The sequence below is a fragment of the Alteromonas sp. ABM1_013 genome (assembly GCF_056160505.1).
In genome coordinates this window covers 16,009-32,936 of record NZ_JBSWXH010000001.1, presented here as the reverse complement: position 1 = coordinate 32,936, position 16,928 = coordinate 16,009, and the positions used below count along the sequence as shown (strand labels likewise).

12 protein-coding genes are annotated in these 16,928 nt (G+C 44.7%); 5 read left to right on the top strand and 7 right to left on the bottom strand.

Annotation, left to right across the window (positions count from 1 at the left end):
* Positions 1-70: 70 nt before the first annotated feature.
* Positions 71-883, bottom strand: a complete 813-nt coding sequence (locus ACXAGK_RS00155; RefSeq protein WP_474853275.1) for a DUF4198 domain-containing protein — start codon at positions 881-883, stop codon at positions 71-73.
* Between the two features lie 180 nt (positions 884-1,063).
* Positions 1,064-3,787, bottom strand: coding sequence for an ATP-dependent RNA helicase (locus ACXAGK_RS00150; RefSeq protein WP_474853273.1), 2,724 nt, complete (start codon positions 3,785-3,787; stop codon positions 1,064-1,066).
* Positions 3,788-3,973: 186 nt separating this feature from the next.
* Between ACXAGK_RS00150 and thpR the strand changes: the two genes are divergently transcribed.
* Both thpR and purU read left to right on the top strand, forming a co-directional pair.
* On the top strand, positions 3,974-4,627 hold the full coding sequence (gene thpR, locus ACXAGK_RS00145) for an RNA 2',3'-cyclic phosphodiesterase (protein ID WP_474853271.1): 654 nt from the start codon (positions 3,974-3,976) through the stop codon (positions 4,625-4,627).
* Between the two features lie 248 nt (positions 4,628-4,875).
* Complete coding sequence (gene purU, locus ACXAGK_RS00140; protein WP_474853269.1) at positions 4,876-5,730, top strand: formyltetrahydrofolate deformylase; 855 nt, start codon at positions 4,876-4,878, stop codon at positions 5,728-5,730.
* A gap of 93 nt (positions 5,731-5,823) precedes the next feature.
* Here purU and ACXAGK_RS00135 read toward each other — a convergent pair whose 3' ends face one another.
* On the bottom strand, positions 5,824-6,261 hold the full coding sequence (locus ACXAGK_RS00135) for a hypothetical protein (RefSeq protein WP_474853267.1): 438 nt from the start codon (positions 6,259-6,261) through the stop codon (positions 5,824-5,826).
* Between the two features lie 107 nt (positions 6,262-6,368).
* Positions 6,369-6,887, bottom strand: coding sequence for a YgjV family protein (locus ACXAGK_RS00130; RefSeq protein WP_474853265.1), 519 nt, complete (start codon positions 6,885-6,887; stop codon positions 6,369-6,371).
* Between the two features lie 255 nt (positions 6,888-7,142).
* Here ACXAGK_RS00130 and ACXAGK_RS00125 point away from each other — a divergent pair, with 255 nt between their 5' ends.
* Both ACXAGK_RS00125 and ACXAGK_RS00120 read left to right on the top strand, forming a co-directional pair.
* The gene (locus tag ACXAGK_RS00125) at positions 7,143-9,332 is read left to right on the top strand and encodes a M3 family metallopeptidase (protein ID WP_474853264.1); all 2,190 of its coding nucleotides are present in this window, start codon (positions 7,143-7,145) and stop codon (positions 9,330-9,332) included.
* A 385-nt stretch (positions 9,333-9,717) separates the two neighbouring features.
* On the top strand, positions 9,718-11,628 hold the full coding sequence (locus ACXAGK_RS00120) for a methyl-accepting chemotaxis protein (RefSeq protein ID WP_474853262.1): 1,911 nt from the start codon (positions 9,718-9,720) through the stop codon (positions 11,626-11,628).
* Positions 11,629-11,686: 58 nt separating this feature from the next.
* Here ACXAGK_RS00120 and ACXAGK_RS00115 read toward each other — a convergent pair whose 3' ends face one another.
* Positions 11,687-12,274, bottom strand: a complete 588-nt coding sequence (locus ACXAGK_RS00115; RefSeq protein ID WP_474853260.1) for a hypothetical protein — start codon at positions 12,272-12,274, stop codon at positions 11,687-11,689.
* A 191-nt stretch (positions 12,275-12,465) separates the two neighbouring features.
* Complete coding sequence (locus tag ACXAGK_RS00110; RefSeq protein ID WP_474853258.1) at positions 12,466-13,320, bottom strand: hypothetical protein; 855 nt, start codon at positions 13,318-13,320, stop codon at positions 12,466-12,468.
* Positions 13,321-13,532: 212 nt separating this feature from the next.
* On the opposite strand from ACXAGK_RS00110, the gene ACXAGK_RS00105 reads away from it, so the two are divergent.
* Entirely contained in the window at positions 13,533-15,341 is a 1,809-nt protein-coding gene (locus ACXAGK_RS00105) for a cation:proton antiporter (RefSeq protein WP_474853256.1), read from the top strand.
* Between the two features lie 271 nt (positions 15,342-15,612).
* Here ACXAGK_RS00105 and ACXAGK_RS00100 read toward each other — a convergent pair whose 3' ends face one another.
* On the bottom strand, positions 15,613-16,923 hold the full coding sequence (locus ACXAGK_RS00100; RefSeq protein ID WP_474853254.1) for a 3-deoxy-D-manno-octulosonic acid transferase: 1,311 nt from the start codon (positions 16,921-16,923) through the stop codon (positions 15,613-15,615).
* Positions 16,924-16,928: the final 5 nt, after the last annotated feature.

The following is a 16,928-nucleotide window of genomic DNA, read 5'->3' as shown; positions in this document are numbered from 1 at the left end:
CCTTTTAGGGGCGCATTAATCATTTGGTATTTTCAGTAACCGGTAAGGTAAAAAACGTTCAGCTTATTGGTTACTGAACGTATTCAAACGTTAGGCTTGAAAAGTAAGTTTCAAAATCTGCTGCAGAGCTATTTGTAAGGGGTACGCCCCAAACCGTATTTAGCATAACAGGCCCTTCGACATTAAGCTTAAACGTCGCCTTTCCTTCACTGTCAGTTTTAACCGCTTGCACTTCGGCGCTGTGATCAACCAAGGAGGCTGCATCGATAAGTGCATTGCTTAAGGGCTTTCCTTTGAATAACACCTGAACAGATAGAGTGTTATCTGAAAGTTTATAAGGGTGTTCAAGGGGCACTATTTCTAGCGTATGCCCTATGGGTTTAAGCGCATTGTCCGTTGTTGACTCACCCACTTGCACAATGGTTTTCGCTTTTCTTGAATAAAGCTCTTTTCCGGCAATATCGTTCTGCCCTCTCGTCTCGCGATAGCTTAATATCTCAGTTAAGCCTTCATCTTTTGCATACTGATTAAATTTCTTCGCTTTTAGTACACTAGTAGCATGATAGCTCTCAAACCCTATAACGTGAGTGCCAGGTGAAAGCTCGACCGTTTTAGCCATGCCGGGCAGCATTGACGTTTTAGGTACTACGCTGGCGGCCATATCACTCACGCCGTCAGAAGAATAAGTGCGCAACGCGACTATCCTATCCCAGGACAGGTTCCAATGAGAGGTATCTTCTTTATGGCCCACTTTAAACTGCAAGGCAACAGCACTTGGCTCTTGTGAACGGTAGCTTGCTGGCTCTAACCAAAAATCGTGAGCCTGAGCGCTTAAAGATGTAGCAAACAAAAAGCCTGCTGTGGCTAAACGGGATAATTTCATAGCGTAACGTTACCTAAATAAAAGTTTGTAATTGCTGCCATCAACTTAGCTTAGTTTTTAATATGTAACCACTGTCGTTAAAAACAGACTGTGTAAGAAACTGGCATATAAGCAATTACTGGTGTTTGAAATACACAACAATCAACTAAAAAACAGTAAGAGGTATGGCCGCAGTAGCGGCTACATATGTTTTTTTGTCTTACTGGTCGGCAATGCATTGGCAGGATCATCCGGCCAAAAGTGCTTGGGGTAACGCCCCTTCATCTCTTTTTGTATTTCCTTATAGCTGCCTTGCCAAAACGCACCTAAATCACTGGTGGTTTGCAGTGGCCTACCAGCTGGCGACAACAGTTCGCAAACAACAGTCACTCGCTCACCCGCTAAGGTTAATGGAGTGCTTTGCGAATACAATTCTGGCATTTTGACCGACAGCACCACATCCCCATTGTCGCGATAATCTAAGCTAGCCTCTCTGCCCGTTGGAATAGTCACGTGAGTGGGCAAAAGCGTAGCCAATGCGTCTTGCTGAGGCCAAGATAACCCATTATTTAAGGCTGTCTTCCAGGGTAACTGCTTGAGGTTTTTAATACTTTTACAGCTTTTTAAAACAGGCACTAGGCTGTCTTTTGCCTTATGCACCAGTTCGCTTAATGACAATGGCCAGGGATCTGGTTCGTCAAAAGCTTTATCTTGCGGTAGATTGAGCTTTGCGGCCATCAGAACTCTTCGCCACCATTGCCAATCGGCATCCGACAGTGGCCAATGGGATAACGGCAAGGTATCGAGATAGGCAAACCAAGCATCGCACATTGCGCTATCCCAAAACGCTTTTTCGCGGCTTTTTTCTTGACCGGATACTGGCGCACTATTTAGCGTTATGTCATAAAACCCCGTACTTACTCTAGCTTCCATCACGCCAGTGTCGTTGTTAAGAATAACACTACGCTTTTCGCTAAATGCGTCAGGGAAAGCTAAACGCAACCAGCGCTCGGGGACACGCTCAGCTAGGCGTATTGCCACTGTGCTTTTAATTAGCTGTCCCTCAAGCACCGCTATCCAAGGTTCATTATCTTTCTCGCTTTCATTGGAAAATGTATTACCGGCTGTAGCGGTTAGCTCAGCCCCCTTCCCACTCGCCAACTTGTACTCAATAATATGAGAGTGAGAAGCACTGCTTCGTGCAGCCCCTTTTATTACGGCTTTCGAATTACCAGAGTTACCGCTATTACCGTTCGGCGCATTGCGCCTGTAGCCCACCTGCAAAGGAAATGCGATGGCGATACAAAGGCCAAGGGCGCGTTCGTCTAATGTATTGATGTCGGGCGTGAAAGTCTGCGCTTTGCCCTGCTCGCTTTGCACATAGCGCGCATAACGAGAAGCTTGTTGTATTAGCTGATTGCGAGTGCTGCTATTAGCATGAAGCAAAGCATCCATTACGTTTGTGACACCACTCACATTAATATTGCTTTCGCTTATTGCCACAACAAACGGCGCAGCAAAGCGAAGCGCGCTATTTTCATCAGCACTTAGCCCGTCTACGCCTGTTTTTGCCGTTAGCAATAAATGGGCTAAATGGGGCTGACAAGGCAACTGGGCCAACGCTCTTCCATAAGGGGTAATGTTTGCCTTTGAAACAGCATTAACTCGGCAAAGCTTTTGTTGTGCCACCTGCTGCTGCGCTTGTGTAGGCTTCGTCAACAATGCCAAGGACTCTGGGCTGCTACCCCACGCCAGAGTATCAAGCAAGAAGCTGCTTAAATCCTCTTTTTCAATTTGCGCCGCATTGTGTTTAGCTAAACGCTCGAAGCTGCTTTTAGTGCATAACCTATAGCAGGTACCGGCCATGACCCGTCCTGCTCGCCCTGCTCTTTGAGTGGCAGATGCTTGTGAAATACGTTGCTGGGTAAGCGCGGTAATATCGCTTGAAGGATGATACTGAGCACTGTTCTCCCACAGACTATCAATAACCACTGTCACGCCTTCAATGGTTAAACTTGTCTCTGCAATATTGGTAGATAATATGATTTTTCGCTTGCCCTGCGGGTCTGGCGCTATGGCTGCTTGTTGCGCTGATTTTCCTAAAGCGCCATAAAGCATGTGAACGGCTATGTCCGCACTTTCAGCTACCCCTTTTATTTCTCTGGCAACAGCATTTATGCTTCCTCGGCCGGGAAGGAACACTAAAATATCACCATCGTGCTCACTTACTGCCTGTTTTATGAGATTACTGATTTTCGGTACTAACTCATAAGCCTGCACATCTTGGGTGTAGCGAACATCAACAGGAAACATACGACCTTGCGTTTCCAAGTTCGCTAGTGGCAGTATGCTAAACCCATTAAGCAATGTTTGAAGTGGCGCAATATCCAAGGTTGCCGACATCACCACTAGGCGTAAGTCATCGCGAAGCCCAGACTGGACTTCAAGTGCCAGCGCCAAACCAAAGTCACTATGAATACTGCGTTCATGAAATTCATCGAAGACAATAGCATCTACGCCGGTAAGCTCTGGGTCTTGCTGAATCATGCGCGTTAACACGCCCTCGGTTATTATCTCAAGCCGAGTAGCTGACGACGTCTTCGACTCGCCCTTTATACGATAGCCAACTGTTTCACCCACATTTTCGTTTAACTGTTTTGCTAAGTGGTCAGCAAGATTTCTTACCACCACCCGGCGTGGCTGCATAAGCAGTATTTTTCCCTTTAGCGAAGATTGCAGCAGTGACAAAGGCAGTACAGTAGATTTCCCTGCCCCCGGAGGCGCCCCTATAATGATGTTGTTAGTAGCTACGGCTTCTTGTAGCGGCGTAACAAGTTCATAAGCGGGTAGGTGAGAAAACGGCTGTAACATAAAGGGCATAAAGGTGTTATAAGTTGGTGGGTATAGTGTACCTGATGTAAACAATGCACTCGAACATCACAGCTATTTTTTTAAATTTGGTAAATATTCAATACGCGCGACTTGTTTTGGAACTCGTCCGCAGCGCCATGATAAACTTATTGTCGTACGGACGTTCGCTGCCTTCTTAAACTCGTGGGCTGCACTACTGTTTAATGTACATAGATAGGGCAAATTTAAAGGAGGAAAGCTATGCGAAGCTTTATTGGTTTAGATCTTAGCGCCACAGAAAAACTTGCTCTAGATAGCTGGCGTCAACAGGCGTTGCCTGAAGTAATGCCTCGTCAATGGGTGAAAAGCGAGGTGACTCGTACTCGTAAGTCTGGCAACAAGCGTAACGAACACATCAACGGCCAGGGGCCTGCAATACCTTATGCAGTGCCAGCAGCAAACTTTCATATCACGCTTTGCTTTTTAGGCGAAATAAATCACCGTCAGCACGAAGCGCTTGTGTATGAACTCGACCAGCTCGTCAGTGAACCATTTTCTCTAACTCTTAATGCTACCGGGTTATGGAATGGACCTAAAATACTCTTTGCTGCACCCACTGAAACACCAAAGGCACTTAATGAACTCGCTAAATTGTCGAGAAAAGCGGCCCGTAAAGCAGCAATCGAAGTAGAAAGCAGAGAGTATAAGCCTCACGTCACTCTTGTAAGAAAGGCTACGTCGACATTGCCGCTACCGCTTTACAGCCCGAGCGTAGACGTTCATATTTCAGCATTTCACCTATTTGAATCTGTGACTACGCCGCAGGGGGTGACCTACCCTATTCGTCAATCTTGGCCGTTGAAACACAATATGTCGGTAAGAGAGAAACTTCGCCGCGGTATTACAGATGAGTAAAAGAGGCTAGTAAAGAGCGGCGAATAAGGAAAATGTACTGCCAAGCTGGGTTATATGCATCTGTACCGCTATAAAAAATACCTTTCATAGCTAAGCAGCCCTGATGACTGAAAGTAAAGGCTGAGAGCAATGACTGAGTGTGATTATGAGTTATAGCAATTTAAGCTGGTTTTAAATTGCCTATAGCCTTTACAACGCTTAGCGCCACGGGTAAAAAGATAGCCTGTTTTTTTATTCACACTGCCCACATGCAACAAACATTTAGATTAGTTATAGACTGCCCTGACCAAATAGGGCTAGTTGCCAGCGTGTCGCAATTTTTAGCCGACCACAACGCAACCATCGTTGAAGCCAGCCATCATACCGATTTACAAACTGGCCGCTTTTTTATGCGCCATGAAATTAGTACCGATTCGCTTAAGTTAGATCACCAAAGCTTCGTTGAAGAGTTCACCCCACTTGCTAACGAGTATCAGATGAACTGGAAACTCAGTGACTCAGACAAAAAACAGCGCGTTGCTTTGTTAGCGAGCCTCGAATCTCACTGTTTAGTTGACCTGCTTCATCGCTGGCATACTGGCGAGCTGCACTGTGATATTCCAGTGATTATTGGCAACCACCCGCAAATGAAACAATTTGCTGACTGGTATAAAGTCCCTTTCCATTGGGTAGACTTTAAGGCGTTAGGCAAAGACGCGGCGTTCGCGCAAATCACTACCTTACTTCAAGAATACAAAATTGATTTGACCGTGCTTGCCCGTTTCATGCAGATTTTACCTGATACGCTATGCCAAGAGCTGGAAGGTAAAGCCATTAATATTCACCACAGCTTCCTACCTAGCTTTGCCGGTGCTAAGCCATATCAACAAGCCTATGATCGCGGCGTAAAACTAATTGGCGCAACCTGTCATTACGTCACCAAAGATTTAGATGAAGGCCCAATCATTGAGCAAAGCGTTAAACGTATCAGCCATAGCGACAGCGCAGCTGATATGGTGCGCAAAGGTAAAGACTGTGAAGTAACCGCACTGGCTCACGGTGTGCGCTACCATTTAGAAGACCGCGTAATTATTCACAGAAACAAAACCGTGGTATTCGCGTAAGTCTTTGCGCTAATGAAATGAAAAAGCCCGACAGTAACATTACTCTCGGGCTTTGATTTGGTCGGTTCTCGCTCTACACTTTTTTCGCTTTATTTAGACATTCTTTTTCACGTTATTGAACCCATCTTCACCAAGTACTTCTTGAAGCCTAGCTTTTATTACGGCTTCCTTGTGTGGATAGTGAAAATCAAATCCTCTGCCATTCCTATCTAAAATTACCCCTAGATATTGGTTAGAATAATTAAGCGCATAAATTGTGTCAGCGTTCACTTTTAGTGGCTGGCGGTCATGACGGTGAAAATAACGAAAGACCAAGGACTCGCCATCTTTCTCTATCAAATCCTCGATAGGGTACCTTCTGCTGACACAGCCGCTTCTTAAAAAAGAATAATAACTAACACATAACCCTATACTACCAATGGCAGCCGCTAGTTTCACTTCACCGTCTGCATATATGTTTAGAATGAAAAGTGCGAGTAGAAAAGCCGGAACACCGAATAGTAGTGCTTTATCGATGGGTTTGCGTTGCATAGTCTTCCCTGTGAGTTTTATTCCATTTTGACGATAAATAAATCACAAAGTGGCTATATATTCAACGGCTAAACTCTTTTCACATTTAAATTGGTTTAAACACAAAACTAAACAGGGCTAATGCGCATGGCACGTCTTAGCTTCATGTAATACCACAGGTTTGATACTGCAAACAGCGCTTCGGTAATGGCTAATCCCCAGGTTTGGGTAATAACACCGTATGCAGTGAAATTGATGGAGCCAATAATCATACACACGCGAAGGCCTGCTTCTTTACAATGCAGCTCACCAAAGCGATAAGCCATAAACGTTAACACAGGCATAGCCTCAATCAGCGAGGTTTTACCGGTTAAATTATTTACTGTCAGTACAATCACCATCATAGTGATTAAAGTAATGTAAGTTGCAATAGGCGACAGGAGCTTATTTTTTATTATGCGATAGCTGGTACTCATTCCTGCTACCGTAATAACTACGACGCCTCCCCATGCTTGCTCAAAAGCCAAAAGAGAACCAATAGCAATACATAACCCTAAATTCAGCAGCAGTAATTTGCGTTCAGTATTGGACCAAAAGGAGGCCAAGGCGAATGCTACGGGAAACCCGTGAAGAAGTAATTCAAACATGGTGATCACAGTAAATAAGTCAGTGGTTTACGTGCTGTGGAATACAGCTAATTCAGAACGCGCGCAGTGTAATTTCCAACCAGCGTAAAGCCAATCAAAATTTGTGCAATTTCGACGAATTGCATACCAGTACGATTTCCCCTCCAAACCGCTGTACTGCAAGGAATTACGTTAAAGAGCATTTAACTTATTTTTACATTATCTTAAGATGGTTTTTGTCAAAAAACCTATAGATAAAAACAGACAGGAAAACTCATGGGTAAATTTAAAACATCACTTACCGCGATAGCGGTTGTGGTTGCACTTGGTGCATGTTCAGAACAAAAGGCACCAGAAACGTCTAGCACAGAAGTGCAAAATACAACGGCATCTCAACAAGCACAGTTTGATAACGTTCTGCTTCAAGAGTTTAAAGGCCCCTATGGCGGTGTACCTGCTTTTGATAAGATGAATTTGGAAGATTTAAAGCCTGCGCTAGAAAAAGCAATGGAATTGAATCTTAAAGAAATTGAAGCTATCGCGAATAATGAAGCGCCACCAACGTTTGAAAACGTTATTGTAGAAATGGAGCGTGCAGGTGCAGAACTTGGTCGCGTATTCACCTATTACGGCATTTGGAGCTCAAACAAGTCTAGCCCTGAATTCCGCGAAATTCAGGCAGAAATGTCGCCTAAACTATCGGCTTTCTTCACACAAATTACGCAAAACGAAAAGCTTTTTGAAAGAGTTAAAACGGTATATGAATCTGACGAGTTAGATTCACTTACGCCAGAAGAACAGCGTATAACATGGATGACCTACAATAGCTTCGCACGCAATGGCGCGACCTTAGATGGCGAAGCGAAGAAGCGCTATGCTGAAATTAACCAAGAGCTTGCTACACTACACACTAAGTTTTCTAACAATGTACTAGCAGACGAAGAAAACTACGTTACCTATATTACTGAAGACCAGCTTGACGGTTTGCCTGCCTCATTTGTTAAGGCAGCAAAAGCGGCAGCCGAGTCTCGCGGCGAAGAAGGTAAATATGCAATTACCAATACGCGTTCATCAATGGACCCGTTTTTAACATACTCCACCAATCGAGAGCTTCGCGAGAAAGTATGGCGTACTTACTACAACCGCGGTGACAATGCTGACGAGTTTGATAACAACGACATTATTAAACGCATCTTAACTCTTCGTGACGAGCGCGTTGAGCTATTAGGTTACGAAAACTACGCACAGTGGCGTTTAGAAGATCGTATGGCGAAGAACCCAGAAAACGCCATGGATCTGATGATGAAAGTATGGCCTGCCGCTATTGCTCGCGTTGAAGAAGAAGTGGCCGACATGCAGGCCATTGCCGATGAAGAGGGTGCAGAGATCACTATTGCGCCATGGGACTACCGCTTCTATGCAGAAAAAGTGCGCCAGGCGAAGTACGACCTAGATTCAAACGAAGTAAAGCAGTACTTACAGCTTGATAAGCTTCGCGAAGCGATGTTTTACGTTGCAGGTCGCTTATTCAACTTCAACTTCACACCTGTTGAAGAAGGCAAAGTACCCGTTTTCCACGAAGACGTGAAAGTATGGGAAGTAACTGACAAAGACAGCGGTGAGCATATCGGTCTTTGGTACCTTGACCCATTCTCACGTCAGGGTAAGCGCTCTGGTGCTTGGGCAACTACATACCGCTCTTACACTACCTTTGATGGCAAGAAAACCGTATTGTCTTCTAACAACTCGAACTTCGTGAAAGGTGCTGATGGCGAAGCTACACTTATTTCGTGGGATGATGCTGAAACCTACTTCCACGAATTTGGTCATGCACTTCACTTCTTGGCGTCTGATGTAGAATACCCGTCGTCGCATTCTGGTGTACGCGATTACACTGAGTTCCAGTCTCAGTTGCTAGAGCGTTGGTTAACTACCGATGAGGTTATCAACAACTACCTGGTTCACCACGAAACAGGTGAGCCTATTCCTGCTGAGCTGGTAGAGAAAATTAAAAAGGCTTCAACCTTCAACGAAGGCTTTAAAACGACCGAGTACATGGCTTCAGCCATCATGGATCTGAAGTACCACACTACCGATCCTAGCAAGATTGACCCTGACACTTTTGAGCGTGAAGAGCTTAAGAAGCTAGACATGCCGGAAGAAATTGTTATGCGTCACCGCTCACCTCATTTCGGCCACGTATTCTCAGGCGAAGGTTATGCAGCGGCCTATTATGGTTACATGTGGGCAGAAGTGCTAACCGCTGACGCAGCAGAAGCCTTTATGGAAGCACCGGGTGGTTTCTACGATAAAGAAGTAGGCGATCGCTTAGTAAAATATCTATTCGCCGTACGTAACGCAATGGATCCAGCTGAAGCATATCGCAAGTTCCGTGGTCGTGACGCCAAGGTAGACGCATTGATGCGTGACCGTGGTTTCCCTATTCCTCAGGAAAATAAAGAATAAGCGAAACGGCGGCAGCAGCAGGCTAAGTTAACGCCTGCGACTAACCAAATCCGTTTCTGAAATGCTTAGGCTCTCGTATTTGTTATAACAAATACGAGAGCCTTTTTATTTATCCCCTACATATGTAAAGGCTAATATTTTTTGTTGACCTGTTGGTCAATTATGCCTCACAATCAATTTACCCTTTTTATTAGCAAAAAGTATAAACTTTGCAAAGAATAGGTCGATAACTTCTCTGCGCTTTAAAAATAATAAAAGCATTAGCGTAAGAATCATAAAGTAGTACTGACCCGCCTAGGATTCAGTGCCAGACGTCGCTGTGCCTGCAATGTAACGTCAACTTTGATCAATTAATTTTCAGCATTAACTTACGTGGTCGAAAGTCATGACTTTCAGTATTAAACAAAAACTCATTATTTCTCTTATTGTAGCGGTACTGGCTGCTGCAATTCTTGTAGGTTCAATTAGCCAATGGATTGCCCGTGATCTCGTTAAAGAGAACATGGAAGAACTACAGCTCCCTTCTTTACTGAAACAGGTTGGCAACCGCGTAGACAGAGAGGCTAGCGTGATGCTTACCGTAGCACACAGCATTGCCTCTAACCCGGATATTCTCGCTTGGTCATCAGCTGGCGCCGATTCGGCAGGCGAACGTCGCCTACTGGGCTATCTAAATAATATCGTTGAATTTAATGATTTAACGGTAGCCTCGTTTGTAGACAGAACCACCTACAAATATTGGAACCAAGATGGCTTTTTGCGTGTGCTTCAAAACGATGAGTTCGATGGATGGTTTTTCGCTTACAAAAATAGTGGCGAACCCATCTCGCTGAGTTTGTACAACGAACCCGGACAGGGTTACCGCCTGTTTGCGAATTATCAGCAAGTAAACGGCAGAGGTATGTCGGGTGTCGCTAAATCGGTAGATGAGTTATTAGGTATTATCAATGCCGTTAAAATTGCGCAAACCGGATTTGTCTTTCTTGTAGACGGTAGCGGCACTATTATCGCGCACCCCAATACCGAGTTACTGGGCAAAGCCAAATTAGCGTCAATAAGTGATTCGAACACAGCGGGGCAACTGCTTAATCGTCAGGGTTTCGCTATGGCCACCAGCGACTCAGCAGGCGATACTCAGTTATTTGCCAGTACCTATGTGGAAAAGGCGGGTTGGTACGTAGTAGCGCAAGTACCCGAGCACGAACTTTATGCATCCTTAGATGCTGGTAGCCGCCAAATCATTATATGGGCGTTGATAATTGCCGGTGCTTTTGCATTTATCGGAATATGGCTAGCTGGAACGCTTACTAAACCACTTGAATCACTCGCGGATGTCTTCCAACAGCTTGGCAGAGGTCAAGGCGACCTGCGCTCGCGAATTCCTATGCCTGAACAAAAAGAAATTGCCCGCTTAGTAGAAGGGTTTAATAACTTTATCGACCACCTTCACGGCACTATCTCTCAAGTAGCTAAAACAAGCCATGCATTAAAAGCATCGGCTCAGGATGTAGCAAAGCAGTCTCATCAAACTGAGAGCTCTACTAAAAGCCAACGGGATCAGACGTTGCAGGCAGCTGCGGCATTAACAGAGATGGGCAGCACGGTAAATGAGGTGGCTCAGTCTGCTACTCATGCAGCCCAAAATGCTAACTTGGCAACCACCAACTCGGCTCACGGCCGCGAAATTACTCAGCGTGCGGTGCATGCGATAAACGGCCTGTCAGAGCAAATTCAAGATGTATCACGCGTTATTCAGTCGCTAGATGAACATACAGCAGCCATTGGCGGAATCCTTGATACGATAAGAGGTATTTCGGAGCAAACTAACCTACTTGCGCTTAATGCTGCAATTGAAGCAGCGCGGGCTGGCGATCACGGTCGAGGCTTCTCGGTTGTTGCCGATGAGGTTCGAACTTTGGCGCAACGTGCCGCCCAAGCGACTGATGAAATACAGGTTAAAATTGACAAATTCCAGCAGGACTCCAAATCTGCGGTTTCGCAAATGGAATCAAGCCGTGCGCGCACTACTGATGTAGTAACCGCAACCACTGAGATTGATAAATTGCTTCAAGATATTGCCGAAGAGATTGCTCATATCAATGATGTGAATACACAAGTAGCGACTGCTACCGAAGAGCAAGCAACTGTGGTTGAAGATATAAACCGAAACATTAACGATATTAGTGCATCTAGTGAGGAAACTTTAAATGCAACGCAAATATTGGTGAATGTAAGTGACAAACTTGACGAACTGGCGCAGGAACTTTCGCTAGAAGTGAGCAGGTTTAAATTATAAATAGCCTCTATTACTTTACGCGCTAAGCGGTTAGTAACAAAACCTTATACGCCATCATTTAGAAGGTGATGGCGTATTGCAACTTAACTTGATTATCGCGGCTTGAACGCCATGGTAGTTGAAGTGACGCACCATCACTCTCCCACGACTCTCTTAAGGCTCCTACAGTAAGTAAGTGTTTATCTTCGTTAAACGGAACTTCAACGTACAGCCCAGCCGTTGTGCTAGTTGGTAGTCTGATCGTATCGGCGACAGGAATACGCATTTCATGGCGAGGGCGAACTTTGTGGCTCAATCCTAGGCGGTAGCCTCCTCTATCCCACCAGCTGACTACTTCAAATTCGTGGCTTTTGACGCGCTGAGATAGAACACCATAGTCAAGAAGCCCTTTATTGTAGTGCACAATAGCTTCAATATTAAACGTAGGCGCTAGTTTTTGGCTGAACGCTAATTGATATTGTTTCTGCTTGCAGCCTTTGAATTTAATCTTATTTTTTGTGAGGGTTAGAGAAAAGGTATCATCGCTATCTGAATATTTGTTGAGCCATTGCTGCGCCTTTTCAACCACGGAAGCATTAGCTGCCCCTGCCATTAATAAACATGGGCAAACACACATTGCTAAAAAGGACTGGTGTAAACGTCTCATTTTGGTTGCCTCTGAAATTGTGGTTGGCTACAACTTGTTCGATAACAATTTCAGTATAGACGCTAGTACGGCCAGTTGGGTATTAGCCATTTTACTAACAACAGCTAAAAGATAACTTAAAAAGAATGAATACTGTTAATGACAGTAGAACTGTTCACGGTCTTAACCAAGCAATAACGACCGAATTTCGCTTATCTTTGTGTTACTTCAGCGCTAGATAGTGAAGCTTTGCGTCCTTCCGTTGCTTCCTCACTAAACCAATAGGTGCCCTTGTTATCCACGCATACACCTTCAACTTGCTTGTATTGCTCTAATGGCCATATATCAAGAAGCGTATAGTCTTGTGAAATTTGCGCGATAAAGGTTGCGAAATTGCCAAAGGGATCTGATTTATACCCTGTGATAACGAACTTGCCTTGATGACGGTCGAAATCAACGCCCGTTACTACACCTGGTAGGCCTTCAATCGATGCAAAGGGGCTGATGGTTTGTTCTGCTTCCCCTTCGTTGACCTTGTAAACATGAGTAATGCCCGTTCTCCAGCTTTTTGAGAACAGAAGCAGTTCATTACCATACTTGACCATGGCCTCTGAATCGAAATCGTGTGCGTAAGGAATATTGCTCGAAGCATTATTGCCTGCATATTTTAGCGTGAAGGTAGTTATATCGTTTGCGTTACGGCGATTTACTTTGTGAACTTCAACCTTCTCTCTTTTTCCTTTATTGTTTCCGACATCTGCAATGTAAAACGACGTGTCGTCAGCGGTTATTGCTTCCCAGTCTCTATTGGTCAATGGTAAACGCGTCCGCTCGGTTATCTCACCTTGGTAATTGATACGGTAAATTACCGGTGCGTTGCCTGAGTCATTAAGCGAATACATACTATCAATTTCACAAAACAAACCCGACGTTTCCGAAAGCTCTTCAGGCAATTCCACAACACTCTTAACGTTAAACGAAGCGCCCGAGGTAGGGTATTGATTCGCACATGCAGACGCTAGTAAAAGCGCTGACATTAAAAGTGCAAGTTTAGAAAAAGAGTTCAAAAAGTCGCTCCTAAAAGACCAGTAATCTCTTGTAATAGTACCAAAGCTTTTAAACATCGAATATGTATTTAGCGGGCTAAAAATGGTCTATTGGTCTAAACTTCAAACCTCAGCGTATATCGCTATGAGCTAATGCTTGGCCTAAAGTCTCTATATGACAAATAATTAGGCTGATATAGGATGGATAAATAATAACGCGATAAGGATTCAATTTGTCAGACCCGCTTCTTTCACTCGTTGCAGTAGGACTGCTGTCAATAACATGCCAGTACTTAGCTTATAAGGTAAGGCTTCCTGCAATTTTGCCACTCTTAATAGTCGGTATTGTTGTCGGCCCGGTATTCGGTGTGCTTAATGCGGACGACCTATTCGGCGATTTATTGTTTCCCGTCGTTTCTCTTTCTGTTGCCATTATCCTGTTCGAAGGCTCACTGACACTAAAATTTGGTGATATTGCGGGCCATGGCAATATGGTGAGGAATCTATGCTCTATCGGTGTATTAGTCACCTGGGTGGTTGCGGCCACAGCCGCACACTATAGCCTAGACCTTTCATGGCAGTTGTCCTTTTTGTTCGGTGCAATTGTTACTGTAACTGGACCTACCGTTATTGTTCCCATGCTAAGGACTGTACGACCTAAAACCAATCTAGCCAATATCTTACGTTGGGAAGGTATTGTTATCGATCCCATTGGGGCCTTGTTAGCGGTACTGGTATTCGAATTCATCGTAGCGTCACAAGAAACAGCTATCACCCATACGCTCATTGCCTTTGGAAAAACCGTTGGTATAGGGTCGGTATTGGGGCTTGCCTCAGGCTATTTATTGGGCCTATCTATTCGTAAAGAATGGATCCCCCACTATCTGCTTAACACCGCTGTGTTAACCGTTATTTTAGGTGTATTTGCAGCCTCAAACTACGTAGCGCATGAATCGGGCCTTCTAGCGGTGACCATCTCTGGCATGGTGTTGGCCAATATGAAAGATGTTGATGTAGAAGACATCCTCGAATTTAAAGAAACCCTAAGCGTTTTACTTATTTCAGGCTTATTTATACTGCTTGCCACGCGACTGAACTTACAGTCTGTCATCGATGTAGGCTGGGGCTCTATTGTCGTGCTAGCCGCTATTATGTTTATAGCCCGTCCCCTGTCAGTATTAGCATCGTCCATTGGTACTGGACTTAAGCTTAATGAGTTAGCGTTGCTAAGTTGGATTGCCCCACGCGGTATTGTTGCTGCAGCAGTCTCAGCCTTGTTCTCTCTTAAGCTTGAAGAAATTGGCTATGAAGGAGCAGGCATTATCGTTCCTATCGTCTTTATGGTGATTATCGCGACGGTTGTAGTGCAAAGTCTTACCTCTCGCAGTGTTGCATCTCTTCTTAAGGTTAGAGCGCCGGCGCCTACTGGCTACCTTATTTTTGGAGGTAGCAAATTCAATCGCGCCCTTGCGTGTGAGATGTTGAATCAAAAATTGGACGTGACTATTGCAGATACTAACTGGGATGCCATTAGAGAAGCGCGCATGATGGATATTCCGGTGTATTTCGGTAATCCTATGTCCGATCATGCTGCTCGACATCTCGATTTAAACACCTTTGGCACTGTATTGATAATGTCGCCCTACAAACAATTGAACCCGCTTATTGCTTATCACTTTGAGTACACTATGGGTAAAGACAAAGTGTGGGCGCTAACCAACAATGAACAGTCTACGAGACCTAGTCACCAAGTTAGCGAACAGTATGCCAAAAAGCTTACGTTATTTGATGAGGGGGTTACCTATGGCTATTTAGCGTCAGCCATTGCCCGTGAATCTGCGGTTAAAACGACCCGGCTTTCAGAAGAGTTTACCTTTGAGCAGTATACGAAGCAGTATGGTGAACGGGCTACGCCGCTTATTGCTATTAACGCCGAAGGTAAAAGCTACACCTTTATTAACGGCAACAGTATTCAGCCTAAAGCTGGCTGGCGTGTTATCAGCTTGATTGAGCCAGAGCTTGAACAAAAAATAGAAGAGTAAAAGTAAGAAAACCTCCTGCCTCTCGGCAGGAGGTCTCTCCCTGGAGAACACGTAACACAGTGCCCTTTTTTAAAGGTGCATATTTATTTGGATTTTACTGCCGTTACGCTGTCGTAGCCTTTATAGCAAAGAGTAGACCAAATTAATAAAAACCATAATTTACATAACCTTACATTAATTTACGCGCTCTAGCTTTACTGCTACTTCTTAGAAAACCCCATTTAGGTGCATAAGGCGCACCATTTAGGGGTTCATTTTTCAATCAAAACAATTAGTTAACGTATTTTCGTATGCACTGAACTGTAGCCTCAAGAGCACCGCTATTTTCCTCTAGTACTTTACGGCCAGCTCGTCCTGCGTTTTCTCGCTCATTCGGGTTGTGGAGCCATCTATTAAGAACTGTTGATATTGTTTCTCCGCTTTCCACTTTTACCAAGGCGCCGCACTCTTCCAAGTAACTGCAGATAACCGGATTATTATAAGTGTGAGGGCCCATTATTATTGGAATAGAAAAGCTTGCAGGCTCTAGGGCATTGTGACCCCCTCTATCAGCTATGGAGCCACCAACAAAGGCGAAAGAAGCCACCGCATAGGCATCATTTAATTTTCCCATCTCATCGAGTAACACAACATTGGTATCTTCTGGTACAGATTGCACTTGAGAACTTCGAACAAAGGGTAGCGACCTAGCTTCAATAAGCTTAGCTACCGTATCGAAACGCTCAGGGTGACGCGGAACAATAATTACTTTGAAGGAAGGGCTTTGTTGCCACAACTCTTTTGCTGCTTGAAGTACCGCTTCTTCTTCAAGGTCATGGGTACTCCCCGCTACAAGTATGGGGTAATCTGCTCGATTCAAACCTAAAAAAGGATGCTCCGGCGCGGTAGCAGAGGCTACTTGGTCGAATTTGATGTTGTTAGTAAGTGTTAGCTTTTTATCGGGCACACCAAGCCACGCGTAATTTGCGAAGTCGCGCTGCCCTTGGGCACAAATATGGTAAAGCTTAGCGAGCATAGGGTTAAACAACTTACCAATCTTTTTATAACGTCTGGCAGACCTGTCGGTCATACGGGCGTTAACGACCATTACAGGTATATCCCGTTTCCAGCATGCGTGGATAAGGTTAGGCCATAACTCTACCTCGGTAATTAGCACAGCTTTGGGCTGAATTCTTTTAAGCATTCCTGCCATAGCCATATGCAGATCGTAAGGTAAGTAAAAGTGATGCACGCTGTCACCAAAGATTGCCCGAACCCGCGCAGAGCCCGTAGGCGTAGTGGTGGTCACCGTAATTTGGCAATCGGGCTCGTCGGCCATGATGCGCTTAATTAAACAAGAAGCCGCGACCACCTCTCCCACTGAAACGCAGTGAAATAAGTATCCGTCTTTTTTAGGTGCATGTGCGACGAACCCAAAGCGTTCAAACCTTCTGCGGTTATAGTCTTGGTTTCTAGTGGTACCTCTTAGCATCAACTGTAAAAAGGCGAAGGGAATAATGAACACTAATATCAGCGAATATCCCCATCGGCATATATCTTCGATAAGTGTGGGTTTGTAGCCGTTACGCTCGGCAGCAAACATAAATT

Bases quoted from the DNA above. Each gene is read 5' to 3' on its own strand.
- ACXAGK_RS00100 (WP_474853254.1), bottom strand. From the start codon at position 16,923: ATGTTTGCTGCCGAGCGTAACGGCTACAAACCCACACTTATCGAAGAT.
- purU (WP_474853269.1), top strand. From the start codon at position 4,876: ATGCAACAAACATTTAGATTAGTTATAGACTGCCCTGACCAAATAGGG.
- ACXAGK_RS00120 (WP_474853262.1), top strand. From the start codon at position 9,718: ATGACTTTCAGTATTAAACAAAAACTCATTATTTCTCTTATTGTAGCG.
- ACXAGK_RS00135 (WP_474853267.1), bottom strand. From the start codon at position 6,261: ATGCAACGCAAACCCATCGATAAAGCACTACTATTCGGTGTTCCGGCT.
- thpR (WP_474853271.1), top strand. From the start codon at position 3,974: ATGCGAAGCTTTATTGGTTTAGATCTTAGCGCCACAGAAAAACTTGCT.
- ACXAGK_RS00130 (WP_474853265.1), bottom strand. From the start codon at position 6,887: ATGTTTGAATTACTTCTTCACGGGTTTCCCGTAGCATTCGCCTTGGCC.
- ACXAGK_RS00115 (WP_474853260.1), bottom strand. From the start codon at position 12,274: ATGAGACGTTTACACCAGTCCTTTTTAGCAATGTGTGTTTGCCCATGT.
- ACXAGK_RS00125 (WP_474853264.1), top strand. From the start codon at position 7,143: ATGGGTAAATTTAAAACATCACTTACCGCGATAGCGGTTGTGGTTGCA.
- ACXAGK_RS00155 (WP_474853275.1), bottom strand. From the start codon at position 883: ATGAAATTATCCCGTTTAGCCACAGCAGGCTTTTTGTTTGCTACATCT.